Below are 16,180 nucleotides of genomic sequence, written 5' to 3' on the forward strand. Positions count from 1 at the left end.
TACAGCGTGTCCGTCGTGCGTTCCCGTCTGAGCCCGTGAGCCGCAGTCAAGGAGCCCTCATGTCCGCCACCGTCTCCTTCGAAGTCCCCACCGCTCAGGGGCCGAAGCCCGTGACCGTCTCCTACACGCGTGTGGGCCGCGGTGAGCCGCTGCTCCTGCTGCACGGCATAGGTCACCACCGGCAGGCCTGGGACCCGGTGGTGGACATCCTCGCGACCGAGCGCGACGTGATCGCCGTGGACCTGCCCGGGTTCGGCGCATCCCCGGGCCTGCCGGAGGGCGTCGCCTACGACCTGGCCACGACGACGACGGTCTTCGGGGCGTTCTGCGAGACGCTGGAGCTGGACCGCCCGCATGTGGCGGGCAACTCCCTCGGCGGTCTGCTGGCCCTGGAACTCGCCCGCGAGAAGCTCGTACGGTCCGTCACCGCACTGTCCCCGGCCGGGTTCTGGTCACAGGCCGAGCGCCGCTACGCGTTCGGCGTCCTGCTCACGATGCGGCACATCTCCCGGCGGCTGCCGCTGCCGCTCGTCGAGCGGTTGTCGCGCACCGTGGCAGGCCGCACGATGCTGACGAGCACGATCTACGCCCGCCCGGGCCTGCGGGCGCCCGAGGCCGTGGTCGCCGAGACGCTGGCCCTCGCCCGGGCCACGGGGTTCGACCAGACCCTGCGGTCCGGCACCGCGGTCCAGTTCACCGACGACATCCCGGGGCTCCCGGTCACGGTGGCCTGGGGCACCAGGGACATGCTGCTCGTGCGCCGGCAGGGCGTGCGCGCCAAGCAGGTCATTCCCCGGGCCCGGCTGGTACGGCTGCCCGGCTGCGGCCACTGCCCGATGAACGACGACCCCGCCCTGGTCGCCCGCGTGATCCTCGACGGCAGCCGCTGAGCCCTTCTCCCGACGGGCTTCCGGACGCCGTACACCTGACGGGTGCGGCGGACCGGGACCGGCCGCGCCGTCTCACACACGGGTTCCCTTGTTCCCGCGGTCAGTTGTTCACTCGTGGTTTGCGTATGCGCTGCGGGGCCCCAGTAGGTGTGGCATCGCACACTGGCCGGATCCCGTCCCTGGAGGCGCATTCATGTCCCACCGTCCGTTCCCCGGTCGTCGCAGCGTTCTGCGCGGATCCCTTGCCGCGTCGGCGGCCCTCACCCTGCCCACCGTGTCCGCAGCGGCGCCGGCCTTCGCCCTGTCCGGGCGTCCCGTGGCCGGCTGGGGCGTGCAGACGGGAGACGTGACCTCCGACTCCGGCCTGGTGTGGGTGCGTTCGGACCGCCCGGCCCGGATGATCGTGGAGACGTCCGCGACCGAGTCGTTCCGCAACCCGTGCCGGTGGCACGGCCCGCTGCTCGGCGCCGGCACCGACTTCACGGGGACGACCCGGCTGCACGGCCTGCCCTCGGGCGAGCAGATCCACTACCGCGTGCTGCTGGCCGACCCGGACGACCCGCGCCGCACCGGCGAGCCGGTCACGGGCACCTTCCGCACGGTCTCCGGCGCCCGCCGGGACGGGGTGCGCTTCCTGTGGTCCGGCGACCTCGCGGGACAGGGCTGGGGCATCAACCCCGACGTCGGCGGCTACACGATCTACCGGGCGATGGCCGACCTCGATCCGGACTTCTTCCTGTGCAGCGGTGACAACATCTATGCCGACGGCCCCATCGCGCAGACCGCCGCCCTGCCCGACGGCAGCACCTGGCGGAACATCACCACCGAGGAGAAGTCCAAGGTCGCCGAGACCCTGGCCGAGTTCCGCGGCAACTTCCGCTACAACCTGCTCGACCACAACCTCAGGGCCTTCAACGCCCGGGTCCCGTCCGTCATCCAGTGGGACGACCACGAGGTCCGCAACAACTGGTACCCGGGCCAGACGATCCTGGACTCCGACACCCGCTACACCGAGAAGAGCGTCGACGTCCTGGCCGGACGGGCCCGGCGCGCGTTCAGCGAGTACTTCCCGGTCTCCACGCTGCGGCCGGGAGCCCGGGAGCCCGGGACGGCCGGGTGTACCGGGTACTGCGGCAGGGGCCGCTGCTCGACGTGTTCGTGCTGGACATGCGCACGTACCGCAACGCCAACTCGCCCGACGACCAGACCGTGGACCCGCAGGGCATCCTCGGCCGGGAGCAGTTGGAGTGGCTCAAGCGGGAGCTGTCGCGCTCGCGCGCGGTGTGGAAGGTGATCGCCTCCGACATGCCGCTCGGGCTGGTGGTTCCGGACGCCACTGAGGGCAGGGCGAACATCGAGGCGGTGGCGCAGGGCGACCCGGGCGCCCCGCTCGGGCGTGAGCTGCAGATCGCCGAACTGCTGCGGTACGTCAAGCACCGGAAGATCACCGGCACGGTGTGGCTGACCGCCGACGTCCACCACACCTCGGCCCAGCACTACCAGCCCTCGCGGGCCGCGTTCACCGACTTCGAACCGTTCTGGGAGTTCGTCTCGGGCCCGCTGAACGCGGGGGCCTTCCCGGCCAGTGCGCTCGACGGCACCTTCGGTCCGGAGCGGGTGTTCGTGAAGGCGCCGACCGCCTCGAACGTCTCCCCCGCCGGCGGCTACCAGTTCTTCGGCGAGGTCGACATCGACGGACACAGCGGCGAGTTGACGGTCCGGCTGCGCGAGGCGGACGGCACCGTGCTGTTCACGCAGGTGCTCCAGCCGGGCCGGGTGGGCCAGTGACTCCCGGCCCACCGAGGGGGCTCATGGTGCGACTCAACAGTTGAAAAGGGTATAAAAAGTACGGAACCACGCTTTACCGATCAGTCACAATGCGTTCGTGATCACGCAACACCGTTCCTCCACAGTGGCTGCATGACTCGAGACATGTCTGATGTGACGCGTGCGAAACACGGTCGTCCCGTGCACCACTGGCGGCGCGACGTCATAGAACTCGCGGCCCTGTTCACGGCCGTCGCGGTGGCGGACACCGTGGCGAACATGGTCGGGCACGGACCCGACGGTACGGCGCTGCTGGTGATCTCGGCGGTGGCCCTGGCCGCCACCGCCGGATTCCACACATGGTGGGCACACCGCCACGGCCATGCGCCCCCGACGGGCGATACCGGTGCCCGGCCGCTACCCCAGGGGGAGCAGGCCGGGCCGTCCGAGGAGCCGTCGGGGACCGCGGCCCCCGTGGCCGCAGAGAGCACGCTGTGGCGGATGCGCACCACGGTGAAGGACGCGCCGGGTTCCCTGGCCGCCCTCTGCGCGGCGCTCGCCGGGCAGCGGGTCGACATCCTCAGTCTCCAGACCCATCCTCTGGCCGAGGGCACGGTCGACGAGTTCCTGCTGCGCGCCCCCGGCACCCTGGAGGGCTCCGAGATCACCCGGTCCGTCGCGCGGGCCGGCGGGACCGACACCTGGATCGAGCGGGCCGACACCCACGACCTGGTGGACGCCCCCACCCGGGTGCTGGGACTTGCCACCCGCACCGCGTTGGACGCGGCCGAACTTCCCCTGGCCCTACGGCAGTTGCTGGGCCGGTGCACCATCCGGTCGCTGCCTGCGGTTCCGGTGGGGGGCGGCCGCAGGCCGGAGGGCGTGCCCGTGGAAGGAGTTCTCGAGGACACCGTGATGCGGCTGCGGGGGCCGGAGGGCGGAGTGATCACCGTGGAGCGGCCGTATCTGCCGTTCACGCCTACGGAGTTCGCCAGGGCCCGGGCCCTGGTCGAGCTGGACGCCCGGCTCGGTCCGCGGATTCCGCGCAGTCACGACGTGCTGACGCTGCCGGAGGGCAGCGACATCACCGTGCGGCGGGCCGACACCGGTGACGTGGAGGCCGCGCGGGCGATGCACGAGCGGTGCTCGCCGCGAACTCTGAGCATGCGCTACCACGGGCCGCTCGGCGACGCCGACCGCTATCTGAACCACCTGCTCAGTCCCCGCTTCGGCCGCACGCTCGCGGTGCAGACCGCCTCGGGGCGAATCGTCGGGCTCGGTCATCTGCTCTGGGACGGGGACGAGACCGAGGTGGCGCTCCTCGTCGAGGACGCGTGGCAGCGGCGCGGGATCGGTGCGGAACTGCTGGAGCGACTGGTGACCATGGCCGCCGAGGCCGGGTGCGAGAACGTGTACGCCGTGACGCAGTCCTCCAACACGGGGATGGTGGCGGCGATGCGGGGGCTGGAGCTCCCCCTCGACTACCAGATCGAGGAGGGGACTCTGGTGATCACGGCGCGGCTCGCTCCGCGGGGAGAGCAGGAGCGCGCTGTGGGGGTCACGAAGACCGGGACGCCGTAGCGGCCGAGACCTCAACGGCGGGCGCGGGTCCGGACGGGTACCGCAGCGCGGCACCCAGATCCGCCCACAGATCCTCGACGTCCTCCAGGCCCACCGACAGCCGCAGCAGGCGGTCGCTGACCCCGGCGGCCCTGCGGTCCTCGGCGTCCACCACGCGGTGGCTGATGGACGCCGGGTGCTGGATCAGGGTGTCGACGCTGCCGAGGCTGACCGCCGGGGTGATCAGGCGGACGCCGGCGATCACCTCGTGCGGGTCGCCGTCGACCTCGAAGGCGATCATCGCTCCGCCGATGCGCGGGTAGTGGACCCGGGTGACGCGGGGGTCGGCGGCGAGACGGCGGGCGAGTTCGGCGGCGGTCGCGGAGGCGGCCCGTACCCGGACGGGCAGGGTCGACAGGCCCCGCAGGAGGAGGTAGCCGGCGAGGGGGTGCAGGACGGCGCCGGTGGCGAAGCGGATCTGCCTGAGCTGCCCCGCGAACTCCTCGTCGCAGGCCACCACCCCCGCCATCACGTCTCCGTGGCCGCCGAGGTACTTGGTGGCACTGTGCAGGATCAGGCGGGCACCCTGCTCGGCAGGGCGCTGGAGCACGGGGGTGGCGAAGGTGTTGTCCGCGAGGAGGGGCACGGAGCCGCAGGAGTGGGCCAGGGCCCGCAGGTCGACTTCGGCCAGGGTGGGGTTGGCCGGGGATTCCACCATGACCAGGCCGGTGTCCGCGCGCAGGGCGGCGGCGACCCCCGCAGGGTCGGTCCAGGTGATCTCCGAGCCGAGGAGTCCGGCGGTCAGCAGGTGGTCGCTGCAGCCGTACAGGGGGCGTACGGCGACCACGTGACGCAGGCCCAGGGACGCCCGCACGAGCAGGACGGCGGTGAGCGCGGCCATGCCGCTGGCGAAGGCGACCGCGGCCTCGGTGCCCTCCAGCCGGGCGAGCGCGGTCTCGAAGCGGGCGACGGTCGGGTTGCCGAGGCGGCCGTAGACGGGCGGCCCGTCGGGTTCGGCGCCGGTGGCGGCGAAGGCGTCGATGCGGGCGGCCTCGTCACGGCTGTCGTAGGACGGGTAGGTCGTCGACAGGTCGATGGGTGGGGCGTGCAGTCCCTGCCGGGCGAGGTCGTCGCGACCGGCGTGGACGGCCTCGGTGTCCAGTGCTCTGAGCGGCGTACGCGAGGCGGTGGATGTGCGCGCTGAGTCCATGACCGCAAGAGTGAACACCGGCCGGTGATCCGGGGCAGAGTGCCGTGCTACGTTCGATCGATGACCGCATCTGTCGAACTGGACCCGGTGGACCTGCATCTCCTGCGGTTGCTGCAGAACGACGCACGGACCACCTACCGCGATCTCGCCGAGCAGATCGGCGTCGCCCCTTCGACCTGTCTTGACCGGGTGACCCGGCTGCGCCGCTCGGGCGTCATCCTCGGACACCAGCTGCGCCTGGATCCGGCGAAGCTCGGGCGCGGCCTCGAGGCGCTGCTGTCGGTGCAGGTCAGGCCGCACCGGCGAGAGCTGGTGGGACCGTTCGTGGAACGGATCCGGGCGTTGCCGGAGTCGCGGACGGTGTTCCATCTGACCGGTCCTGACGACTACCTCGTGCATGTGGCCGTGGCGGACATGGCGGATCTCCAGCGGCTGGTGCTGGACGGGTTCACGTCCCGGCGTGAAGTGGCGCGGGTGGAGACCCGGTTGATCTTCCAGCAGTGGGAGTGCGGGCCCCTGCTTCCGCCTGCCACGCCGACAGCGGAATCCACGTGACTCCCGCGCGGTCTCCGTATGAGGATGGACCGCATGTCTGAGACCCAGATCCCGCTCCCCCGTCAGGTCGCCGACGCATACGTCGACGAACTCATCGCCCTCGATCCGGTCACCGGTACCTATCTCGGCGTGAAGGAGAGTTCGAGCAGGCTGCCCGACACCTCACCGGCGGGGCAGGAGGCGCTCGCCGAGCTTCAGCGGGCCACGCTCGCCAAGCTCGACACCGCCGAGCGGCAGCCCGGCGCGGACAGTGACAGCGAGCGCCGGTGCGGCCGGCTGCTGCGCGAACGGCTGACGGCCGAACTCGCCGTGCACGAGGCCGACGAGGGCCTGCGCGCGGTCGGCAACATGGCCACGCCCGCGCACTCGGTCCGCGAGGTCTTCACCGTCACCCCGAACGGGACCGACGAGGACTGGGCGGCGATCGCCGAGCGGCTGCGCGCCGTACCGGCCGCGTTCGCGGGTTACCGCGAGTCCCTCGCGCTCGGTCTGGAGCGCAAGCTGTACGCGCCGCCGCGCCCGACCGCCACCTTCGTCGGACAGCTCACCGAGTGGGCCGACACCGACGGTGAAGGCCGGGGCTGGTTCGAGGACTTCGCCTCGGCCGGCCCGGAATCCCTGCGCACGGAACTGGACGAGGCCGCCCGCACCGCGACCGCCGCCGTGGTGGAACTGCGGGACTGGATGCGGGACGTGTACACACCGACGATCGAGGGCGCCCCGAACACCGTGGGCCGGGAGCGGTACGCCCGCTGGGCGCGCTACTTCAACGGCACGGACCTCGACCTGGACGAGGCGTACGCCTACGGCTGGTCCGAGTACCACCGGCTGCTCGGCGAGATGAAGCAGGAGGCCGAGAAGATCCTCCCGGGCGCCGAGACGCCGTGGGTGGCCCTCGCCCACCTCGACGAGCACGGCAAGCACATCGAGGGCGTCGACGAGGTCCGGGACTGGCTCCAGGGGCTGATGGACCAGGCGATCGACTCGCTCGACGGGACCCACTTCGAACTCGCCGAGCGGGTAAGGAAGGTGGAGTCGTGCATCGCCCCGCCCGGTGGTGCGGCGGCCCCGTACTACACGCCCCCGTCGGAGGACTTCTCGCGTCCCGGCCGTACCTGGCTGCCGACGATGGGCCAGACCCGTTTCCCGGTCTACGACCTCGTCTCGACCTGGTACCACGAGGGCGTCCCGGGCCATCACCTCCAGCTCGCCCAGTGGGCGCACGTCGCGGAGAACCTCTCCCGCTACCAGGCGGCGGTGGGCGGAGTGAGCGCCAACGCCGAGGGCTGGGCGCTGTACGCGGAGCGGCTGATGGACGAGCTCGGCTTCCTCACGGACGCGGAGCAGCGGATCGGCTACCTCGACGCGCAGATGATGCGGGCCGCGCGGGTCATCGTCGACATCGGCATGCACCTGGAACTGGAGATCCCGGCGGACTCGCCCTTCCACCCGGGCGAGCGCTGGACGCCCGATCTGGCGCAGGAGTTCTTCGGCGCGCACAGCAGCCGTCCGGCGGACTTCGTGGAGAGCGAACTGACCCGCTACCTCACGATCCCCGGGCAGGCGATCGGCTACAAGCTCGGTGAGCGTGCCTGGCTGCTCGGCCGGGAGAAGGCCCGCGAGCGGCACGGCGACGCGTTCGACCTCAAGGCCTGGCACATGGCGGCGCTGTCGCAGGGTTCGCTGGGTCTGGACGACCTGGTGGACGAGCTGTCACAGCTCTGACGGCCACGGCGACCGCGGGGTGCCTTTCGGTTCGGCGCCTCGTGGTTCGGCCTTCGTCCGGTGACCCGGCCCGGTCCGCCTCGTCCGCCGTCAGTGGGGTGGTGGGGCGGACCGCGCGCATGCCTCAGTCCGGCAGCCGTCGCAGCTGCACCAGCCCCAGCCAGGTCTCCGGCCCGGGCCGCACGCCGGCCGCGCGTACCGCGTACCGGCCGGGGGCCAGCGAGACCTTCAGGTGGTCGGTGTTCACGCAGTCGTTTCCGGCCCAGGCCGCGTCGAAGAGGACGACCGGGCCGGGCACCGCCCAGTTCACCTCGGAATCCCAGACGGCAGTGGCGAGAGCGGCGGGGACCTCGGCGAGGAGTTCGTCCTCGGAGTCGGCGGCGCACCACCTCACGAAGGTGTCGTGGTCGGGAAGGTAAGCGGTCGAGGCGGGCTCGTCCCCGAGGACCAGGGCCGTGGCGTCGCCGACCGGCAACAGGCCCATGTAGCCGTCGACTTCACAGGCCCGGTCGTAATCAGAGGCCGTCTCGTCACCGTCGGCGCCCGCCCAGAACGGGAGCACCGTCTCCGGCACCGCTATGAGCGGACCGCCGCCCGACTCCACCCACTCCACCGCGCCCGGCTCCGCGTATCGCACCATGCGCCAGAACCTACACGCACAGGAACCTCGGAGTTGCACCTGCACAGCAATCCCGCCGCGGTCCCCGGGCCTCAGCAGCCGCAGTCAACCGAGTCGTTCGGTGCGGTCAACGGGTCGGTGCCACGCCGCTCGCGACCCTCACGGGTCTCGAACTCGAAGCCCTCGCGCACCCAGTACTCGAAGCCGCCGAGCATCTCCTTCACCTGGTAGCCGAGTTCGGCGAGGGCGAGCGCGGCGCGGGTGGCGCCGTTGCAGCCGGGGCCCCAGCAGTACGTCACCACCGGCACGGACCTGTCGAGGAGTGGTCCGGCCTGCTCGGCGATGAGCGCGGTGGGCAGGTGGACCGCGCCCGGGATGTGCCCCTGATCCCAGGCGGCGGTGGAGCGGGAGTCGAGGACGACGAATCCGGGGTCCCCGTCGGCGGCGAGCGCGGCGGCGACGTCGGAGACGTCCGCGTGGAAGGCGAGGTCGGCACGGAAGTAGGCGGCGGCCTCGGCCGGGGCGGCGGGGGCGTCGCGCAGAACGGGGTTCACGGTGAGCGAGTCGATTGTCGTCATGGCCAGAAATCTATGACTCACGGTCAGGAAGCTGAAGACGAATTCCCCGGCACCGAACTTGATCGACCGGGGATTCCCCTGCTATCTCTCATGGATGACCACGTATTCCCCGGACGCCATCGACTGGCGCATCCTCGATGTCCTCCAGCGGGAGGGCCGGGCCAGTTTCGCCGAGCTCGCCCGTGCCGTGTCCATGTCGCCCAGCGCGGTCACCGAACGTGTGCGGCGTCTGGAGGAGGCGGGCGTCATCCAGGGGTACGCCGCCGTCGTGGACCCCGACCGGCTCGGCCTGCCCATCCTGGCGTTCGTCCGCCTCCGCTACCCCGTCAGCAACTACAAGCCCTTCCACGACCTGGTCGCCGTGACGCCCGAGATCCTGGAGGCCCACCACGTGACCGGTGACGACTGCTTCGTCATCAAGGTCGCCGCGCGCTCGATGCGCCACCTGGAGGAGGTGTCGGGCAGGATCAGCACGCTGGGCTCGGTGACCACGAGCGTCGTGTACTCGTCACCGCTCCCCCGGCGACCGCTGGGCCTCTGAACCCGACAACCCGCCTGGCTTCCGCAGGGGCCGGCGGGGGCCGCCGGCCACACGGGTTCAGCCCGCTCCCCGCAGTCGCAGCACCGACCCCGAACGCCCCTTCACGACCTCCAGTTGCGCATGGATACGCCGACGCAGATCAGCCACGTGACTCACGATGCCGACGCTGCGGTCGCGCTCCCGCAGCGAGTCCAGGACGTCGAGGACCTCGTCCAGGGTCTGGTCGTCGAGACTGCCGAAGCCCTCGTCGATGAAGAGCGTGTCCAGGCGCACCCCGCCCGCCTCGTCCGTCACGACGTCCGCCAGGCCCAGCGCCAGGGCCAGCGAGGCGAAGAACGTCTCGCCGCCCGACAGCGTGGCCGTGTCCCGCTCCCGTCCGGTCCATGCGTCCACGACGTGCAGTCCCAGCCCGCTGCGGCCGCGGCCGGCACGGTCGTCGGAGTGGACGAGGGTGTAGCGGCCCGACGACATCAGCTGCAGCCGTACGGTCGCGGCGGCCGCCACCTGCTCCAGCCGGGCCGCGAGCACATAGGACTCCAGGCGCATCTTGCGTTCGTTGTCCGCCGAGGTGCCCGCGGCGAGCGCGGACAGCCGGGCCACTCGGTCGTACTCCTCGCGCAGCGGCGCCAGCCGCCGCAGGCCGGTGGCCGAGCGGGTGGAGAGCCGGTCCAGCTCGGCGCAGCGCCGGGCGGCCGCGTCACGCGCGGAGGCGGCCTCACGGACCCGGCGGCCCGCGTCGGAAGCGGCCCGTTCCGCCCGCGTCACGTCGGCGGGCGCACGCCGGGCCGCCTCGGCGGTGTCGGTCTCGGCGAGAACGGCCCGCACGGCGGCCTCCTCGGCCTGCCAGGCGTCCAGCCGGTGCTGGAGGTCGCGGTGTGCCGCGGCGTCGAGGAGGGCGGCGGCCGCGGCCTGGGGGGTGTCGAAACCGGCCCGGAAGGCGGCGTCGGCGAGCCTGGCGTCGGCGTCCTTGAGCCGCTGGGCGGTGTCCTCGGCAGCGCGGGCGGTGTCGGCGGCGTCGGTGAGCAGCGCGGCCTGCCGCTCCAGCTGGGCGGCACGGACGGCCACGCTGTCGGCGGCTCCTCGCGCTTCGGTCAACTCGGCTTCCAGGGCGGTTCGTTCCCGGTCCAGCGCGTCACGGCGGGCGCCGCGGGAGGCGGTGCGCACGGCGGCCTCCTGCTGGGCGGTGAGCCGTCGCTCGCGTTCCCGCTCGGCCTGCCCCAGCTGCTCCGTCGCGGTGTGCAGGGCCGAGGCGAGGCCGCGCACCTGGGTGTACTCGCGCTCCAACTCCTCCGCCTGGACAGCGAGTTCCTCGGTGGACGCGTCACCGGCCTCGCCCTGGGCCGCGGCCAGCGCCCGCTGTACGAAGCCGAGTCGGCGCTCGGTCTCGGCCCGCTGTTCGTCCGCGCGCTGCGAGTCGGCGAGCGCGCGCTCCTCGGCTCCCCGGTCGACATGTCCGGCGTCCTTGCGGGCGGGCGCGGGATGCTCGGGGGCTCCGCAGACCGCGCACGGCTCACCGTCGGCGAGCTGGGCGGCCAGTTCGGCGGCGATGCCGTTCAGCCGCCGCTCCTTGACGTCCAGCCAGTCGGCCCGGGCCTTCAGCGCGCGCTCCGTCGCCCCGATCACCTGCTGCTGGGCGTCGTCGGTGTCCCGGGCGAACTGGTCGCGCTGCCGTGCCGCGGCAAGCCTTTTGCGGGCGGGTTCCCGCTGTACGGCCAGCTGTTCGGCGCGGGTGGCCGCCTCCTGGGCGGTCTCGACACCGGTGCGCAGACCCGCACGGACCTCCTCCCACCCGGTCAGCCACGCCTCGGCCTCCTGGAGTACGTCCTCGTCGGACCGTTCCTGGCGGTCCAACTCGGCGCGTTCGGTGAGGAGTTCGGCCAGCCGTTGCTCTCCGCGCCGGGCGGCGTCCAGGCCGCCCAGTTCCTCGGCCGCCCGGCGTGCGGCGGCCGCGAGTCCGGCGGCCCCGGCTCCCGCGAAGGTCTCCGGCAGCAGCTCACGCGCGTATGTCTCGGCCAGGGCGGCCCGCCGGTGCTCGGCCTCCGTGTCCTCGCGCAGCTCCAGCGCGGGCGCCACCGCCTCGGCCTTGCGGGCCCGCTCCATGCGTGCCTGCGCCTGGTGGTAGCCGTCGGCGCGCTCCTCCAGCAGCACGGCACGCTCACGCGCCTGAGCGAACCGCCGTTGCAGCCGGTCCACTTCGCGTACGTCGGCCAGGGCGCGCTCGGCGGCGGCCTGACCGGACTCGGCGGTGTTCAGGGCGCAGTGGGCGATCGTCAACTGCTCACGGGCGGTGCTGCGGGCGACGGCGGCCGCGCTCAGGACGGCCTCGGCCAGTCCCGGCTCGCCGGGGGCCAGTCCGGGCAGCTCCATGGCGTCACCGGCAGCCTGCTGCATGCGGTGCGCGTCGGCCAGCAGTGCCGCGTCCCCCTCGCGCACCTGCGCCTCGGCGGCACGGCGGCGTTCGGCCAGCCGCTTCTCGACCTCGACGAAGCGGTGGGTGTCGAAGAGGCGGCCCAGCAACTTGCCGCGCGCCTCGGCGTCGGCCCGCAGGAAGCGCGCGAAGTCGCCCTGCGGCAACAGCACCACCTGGCAGAACTGCTCACGGCTCATGCCGAGCAGCTGGGTGATCTCCTCACCGATCTCCTGGTGGGACCGGCTCAGATCCTTCCAGGCCCCGGCAGCCGCGTCGTACTCGCGCAGCCAGCTCTGGGCCTTGTCCAGCGTCGTACCGGAGCCGCGCTTCTTGGGGCGCTCCCACGGCGGCTGCCGGGTGATTTCCAACCGGCGCCCGGTGACGGTGAGTTCGAGCCGGATCTCGGTGCGGGTGGCGGCCCCGGCGTGGTCGCTGCGCAGGGTCAGTCCCTGGCCGCTCTGCCGGGCTCCCGGCACGGAGCCGTACAGGGCGTAGCAGACGGCGTCGAGCACTGAAGTCTTCCCCGCCCCGGTCGGTCCGTGCAGCAGGAACAGCCCGGCGCCCGACAGCTCGTCGAAGTCGACCGTCTGGGAGCCGCCGAACGGGCCGAAGGCCGTGATGTCCAGCCGATGCAGCCTCACCGGGCCACCTCCCGGACGACCTCGTCCGCGCGCACGGCGTCGAACGCGTCCCGCAGCACGACCTGTTCACGCTCGTCGGGTCCGGCGCCCCGCACGTGAGCCACGAAGTCGTCGGCGATCTCCTGGTCGCTGCGTCCGGCCAGCCGCCGGGCGTACGACACGCCGGGGTCGTCCGGTGTCCGCTCGGGATCGAAGACGAGGCTGAGCGTGTGCGGGAACCGCTCGCAGAGCCGGGCCATCGGTTCCGCCGGGCGGACCGGGTCGGTGAGGGTGGCCTCGACCCATGCCTCCTCGTGGGGCGCGAGTCCGGGATCGGCGAGGAGGTCCTCCAGCTTTCCGCGGATCCGGGCCAGCGCACGCGGCACCGGGCAGTCGACGCGCTCGGCGGTGACCGCGCCCGAGGCGTCCAGGTCGACGAGCCACATGCTCTTGCGGTGGTCGGCCTCCGAGAAGGAGTACGGCAGCGGGGAACCGGAGTACCGCACGCTCTCGGTGATGGTCTGACTGCCGTGCAGGTGCCCGAGGGCGGTGTAGTCGACCCCGTCGAAGACCCCGGCGGGCACCGCGGCCACCCCGCCCACGGTGATGTCCCGCTCACTGTCGCTGGCCTCGCCGCCGGTGACGAAGGCGTGAGCGAGGACTACGGACCGCGTGCCCTCCGCGCGTGTGGCGAGGTCGGCGCGGACCCGGTCCATGGCGGCGGCGAGCACGGCCTCGTGGCCCGCCTTCACCACCCCGAACTCGTCCTTCACCAGGGCCGGTTCGAGGTAGGGCAGTCCGTAGAAGGCCACATCGCCGTGCGCGTCGGTGAGCACGACGGGCGTCCCGCACGCCGCCGGTTCGGTGCGCAGGTGGACTCCCGCGCGCCGGATCAGCCCCGCCCCCACCCCGAGCCGCCGGGCCGAGTCATGGTTCCCGGAGATCATCACCGTCGGTACGCCGAGGTCGGCGAGCCGGTGCAGGGTGTCGTCGAACAGCTCGACAGCGGCGAGTGGCGGCACCGCGCGGTCGTACACGTCCCCCGACACGACCACCGCGTCCACCCCGCGCTCCCGCACGGTCGTGACCAGGTGACCGATGAAGTCGGCCTGCGCCTCGAGCATGGCGACCCGGTGGAACGCCCGGCCGAGATGCCAGTCGGACGTGTGCAGAATTCTCATGAAACCGCCCCGAACTGCACGTTTACCCCTACTGCGCCTCTAAGACCAGCACGAACCAGCACGGGGCTCGCCGTCAACACCCGCCACGCTAACGCATTGCGTTCCCTGATCAGGCGGGGTGACGGAAGGGAGCGAAGGCGGGAGAGGGACGCCCTTGGCGGTCCTGCCGTCGGACCCTCCACGCTGCTTGTTCGAGGCGCCGACGAACTCCCTTACGGCCCGGCGGGATTGCCGTCCGCGGGCGGCGCCTCACGGCACCGGGTCGGGTCACATCGCGCGGGCCTCACCGGCGAAGACGACCACTCGGAGCTGATGAGATCTCGGCGGCACGTCCGCAGCGGCACTGTCGCCCGGGTGCGCGGCCGGCGCGAGGCCGGGCGGGGTGCCGTCGAGTGAACGCCAGGTCGGCGCCCCGCCCCACCAGCTCACGCGTCCCCGTACGCCTCCCCGCCGAGCTCGAACCCCGCCGTCCCCGCCGTCACATCCGCGAGCCATCCCCGGAACGCCGCCACGTCCGCGTCCGGCAGCCCGATCTCGATCGTGACCGCCTCGCCGTAGTGGACGTCCCGTACCTCGCGTCCGGTCGAGTGCAGGTCGTTCTGCACCTTGCCCGCGCGCTGGTGGTCGACGGTGACCGTGGCGAGGCGGAACCGGCGGCGGGTGAGGGTGCCGAGCGTGTCCAGGGCTTCGCCGACCGAGCCGCCGTACGCCCTGATGAGGCCGCCCGCGCCGAGCTTGACGCCGCCGTAGTAGCGGGTGACGACGGCGACGACGTAGCGCATGTCGCGGCGCATCAGCATCTGGAGCATCGGGACGCCCGCGGTGCCGCCGGGTTCGCCGTCGTCGCTCGCCTTCTGGATCGCGGCGTCGGCGCCGATGACGTAGGCGTAGCAGTTGTGGGTGGCGTCGGCGTGCTCCTTGCGGACGGCCGCGACGAAGTCCCGGGCCTCCTGCTCGGTGGCCGCCGGGGCGAGGGCGCACAGGAAACGCGAGCGGTTGACCTCGGTCTCGTGCACACCCGCGTGGGCCACCGTGCGGTACTCGTCCTGCATCCGGCCAGCCTAATCCGTGGATGCGGAGGCCCCGACGGACTGCCCCGGCGTCACGTTCTGCTCCCCCGCGGCACCGTCACGGAGGTGAGGAGCGCCGCCCCCGGGGCCAGGTCCCGCCAGGACTCACCGTGCCACTCCAGCACCGCGATCGCCGAGGTCGGGAACTTCACCCGGACCTCGTCCAGCGCGTCGCCGAGGCCGCCCCCGGCCAGCGTGAGGACCAGTTCCTCCAGCCCCGGGTTGTGCCCGACGAGCAGCAGCGTCACGGCCTCGGGCGGCGTCTCGCGCACGGTCGCCAGCAACTCCGTCGGGTCGGCCCCGTACAGCTCGGGGTCGAGGCGCACAGGCGGTGGGGTGTCCCACTGCGCGGCCGCCAACTCCCAGGTGTGCCGGGCGCGTACGGCCGTGGAGCACAGGGCGAGGTCGGGGAGCAGTCCGGCGTCGGCGAGGTGGCGGCCCGCCTCCGGGGCGTCCCGGAGTCCGCGGGGCCCGAGCGGGCGTTCGTGGTCGGCGACGCCCTCGGGCCAGGCGGACTTGGCGTGTCTGAGGACGACGAGGCGACGCGACGAGCCCGCTCCGGTGGGCGCGGTCATGGCTGGGATCCGACGTCGCGGGCGAGGTCGAGACCGAGCAGCCGGTCCGCGTAGACGTACGTTTCGAAACGGGCGCCCTCCGGTAGTTCCGACTCCTCGACCCACCGCAGCACGCGCAGGACCTCGGGTACGTCCAGGTCGTCCTCCCAGGCGGTTCGGAGCCGTCCGCGCACCTCGTCCGGGACGGGCCGGGACGCCTGCCGTGCCCAGGCGGCGACGGCCCGACGCCACCGCAGGAGGGTCCCGTGGGCCTCGGTCAGGGCGGCCTCGTCGAGCCGGGCGGGTGTGCCCCGTCGCGCAGTGAGCAGGGCGAGGCGGACGACGGCGGGGTCGGCGCCCTCGGGGATGGCCTCGGTCTCGACGGGCGCAACGGGCGCGACGGGCGCGACGGCGACCCGTACCCCGTCCGGGGCCGCGCCGCCCTCCCCCACCACATGGACGGCCTGGGCCTCACCCCACCCGGGTCCGACGTCCCGGCGGTCCTCGAAGGGCCGGGTGCCCAGGGCGGCGGCGCCCGCGTGCAGTTCCGCCTGTTCCCGGTCACCGGTGAGCAGCGCCCATACGGGGGTGCCGCCGAGTTCCAGGGCCCGGACCAGGATGTCGGCGACGAGCAGGACGCGCAGGGCGGAGGCGTCGTAGCCCGGCGCATGGGCCTCGACCCTGGTCAGGCCTCTGCGGGCGGGGGCGGCGTCGACGAGCTCGCCGGTTCGGGCGTCGGTGATGCACAGCACGGGGCGAGCGTAGGCGGGCGGAGGGCTCCGCGCAGGTGACTGACCGGTATTCCGGACACTGGTACGGGGTTCAACCAACCGCGCCCGCTCCCGTAACCCCTGCTGCTCGCCCTGCATCTCGCCGTCACCCTCCCGCCCCCACCGCTCG

Annotated in this window: 14 protein-coding genes and 1 pseudogene; 6 read left to right on the forward strand and 9 right to left on the reverse strand. The window is 72.7% G+C overall.

Annotated elements, in window-relative coordinates; translation table 11 throughout:
- Positions 1-59 precede the first annotated feature (59 nt).
- The 3 genes and pseudogenes from OHT57_RS08300 (at position 60) to OHT57_RS08310 (ending at position 4,238) form a co-directional block, all read left to right on the forward strand.
- Positions 60-890 (forward strand): alpha/beta fold hydrolase, encoded by an 831-nt coding sequence (locus OHT57_RS08300; protein WP_328745418.1) that lies wholly within the window; start codon positions 60-62, stop codon positions 888-890.
- 193 nt (positions 891-1,083) lie between these two features.
- Positions 1,084-2,678 (forward strand): annotated as a pseudogene (locus OHT57_RS08305) (alkaline phosphatase D family protein).
- A 180-nt stretch (positions 2,679-2,858) separates the two neighbouring features.
- The gene (locus OHT57_RS08310; protein WP_328745419.1) at positions 2,859-4,238 is read left to right on the forward strand and encodes a GNAT family N-acetyltransferase; all 1,380 of its coding nucleotides are present in this window, start codon (positions 2,859-2,861) and stop codon (positions 4,236-4,238) included.
- On the opposite strand, the gene OHT57_RS08315 is transcribed toward OHT57_RS08310, so the two are convergent.
- Positions 4,216-5,427 carry a trans-sulfuration enzyme family protein gene (locus OHT57_RS08315; RefSeq protein WP_328745420.1) on the reverse strand — a complete coding sequence of 404 codons (1,212 nt, stop codon included), beginning with the start codon at positions 5,425-5,427 and terminating at the stop codon, positions 4,216-4,218. The genes OHT57_RS08310 and OHT57_RS08315 overlap by 23 nt on opposite strands.
- 60 nt (positions 5,428-5,487) lie before the next feature.
- Here OHT57_RS08315 and OHT57_RS08320 point away from each other — a divergent pair, with 60 nt between their 5' ends.
- Positions 5,488-5,982 (forward strand): Lrp/AsnC family transcriptional regulator, encoded by a 495-nt coding sequence (locus OHT57_RS08320; RefSeq protein ID WP_328745421.1) that lies wholly within the window; start codon positions 5,488-5,490, stop codon positions 5,980-5,982.
- A gap of 33 nt (positions 5,983-6,015) precedes the next feature.
- Entirely contained in the window at positions 6,016-7,707 is a 1,692-nt protein-coding gene (locus OHT57_RS08325; RefSeq protein ID WP_328745422.1) for a DUF885 domain-containing protein, read from the forward strand.
- A gap of 124 nt (positions 7,708-7,831) precedes the next feature.
- Here OHT57_RS08325 and OHT57_RS08330 read toward each other — a convergent pair whose 3' ends face one another.
- Both OHT57_RS08330 and OHT57_RS08335 read right to left on the reverse strand, forming a co-directional pair.
- Positions 7,832-8,347 (reverse strand): immunity 21 family protein, encoded by a 516-nt coding sequence (locus OHT57_RS08330; RefSeq protein WP_328745424.1) that lies wholly within the window; start codon positions 8,345-8,347, stop codon positions 7,832-7,834.
- A gap of 71 nt (positions 8,348-8,418) precedes the next feature.
- Entirely contained in the window at positions 8,419-8,904 is a 486-nt protein-coding gene (locus tag OHT57_RS08335) for a rhodanese-like domain-containing protein (RefSeq protein WP_328745426.1), read from the reverse strand.
- A gap of 94 nt (positions 8,905-8,998) precedes the next feature.
- Between OHT57_RS08335 and OHT57_RS08340 the strand changes: the two genes are divergently transcribed.
- Complete coding sequence (locus OHT57_RS08340) at positions 8,999-9,445, forward strand: Lrp/AsnC family transcriptional regulator (protein ID WP_328745427.1); 447 nt, start codon at positions 8,999-9,001, stop codon at positions 9,443-9,445.
- A 57-nt stretch (positions 9,446-9,502) separates the two neighbouring features.
- Here the strand turns inward: OHT57_RS08340 and OHT57_RS08345 are convergent, their stop codons facing one another.
- From OHT57_RS08345 to OHT57_RS08370, 6 genes are all read right to left on the reverse strand, one after another.
- On the reverse strand, positions 9,503-12,496 hold the full coding sequence (locus tag OHT57_RS08345) for an SMC family ATPase (RefSeq protein ID WP_328745428.1): 2,994 nt from the start codon (positions 12,494-12,496) through the stop codon (positions 9,503-9,505).
- Complete coding sequence (locus tag OHT57_RS08350; protein ID WP_328745429.1) at positions 12,493-13,656, reverse strand: exonuclease SbcCD subunit D; 1,164 nt, start codon at positions 13,654-13,656, stop codon at positions 12,493-12,495. Before OHT57_RS08350 ends, OHT57_RS08345 begins: the two co-directional genes overlap by 4 nt.
- Positions 13,657-13,923: 267 nt before the next feature.
- Positions 13,924-14,085, reverse strand: a complete 162-nt coding sequence (locus OHT57_RS08355; protein WP_328745430.1) for a hypothetical protein — start codon at positions 14,083-14,085, stop codon at positions 13,924-13,926.
- Positions 14,082-14,708 carry a YigZ family protein gene (locus OHT57_RS08360; protein ID WP_328745431.1) on the reverse strand — a complete coding sequence of 209 codons (627 nt, stop codon included), beginning with the start codon at positions 14,706-14,708 and terminating at the stop codon, positions 14,082-14,084. Before OHT57_RS08360 ends, OHT57_RS08355 begins: the two co-directional genes overlap by 4 nt.
- 50 nt (positions 14,709-14,758) lie before the next feature.
- A complete protein-coding gene (locus OHT57_RS08365; RefSeq protein ID WP_328745432.1) occupies positions 14,759-15,301 on the reverse strand; it encodes a SixA phosphatase family protein in 543 nt (180 codons plus the stop codon).
- Positions 15,298-16,032 carry a hypothetical protein gene (locus OHT57_RS08370; RefSeq protein ID WP_328745433.1) on the reverse strand — a complete coding sequence of 245 codons (735 nt, stop codon included), beginning with the start codon at positions 16,030-16,032 and terminating at the stop codon, positions 15,298-15,300. Before OHT57_RS08370 ends, OHT57_RS08365 begins: the two co-directional genes overlap by 4 nt.
- Positions 16,033-16,180: the final 148 nt, after the last annotated feature.

Source organism: Streptomyces sp. NBC_00285, assembly GCF_036174265.1.
GTDB lineage: Bacteria > Actinomycetota > Actinomycetes > Streptomycetales > Streptomycetaceae > Streptomyces.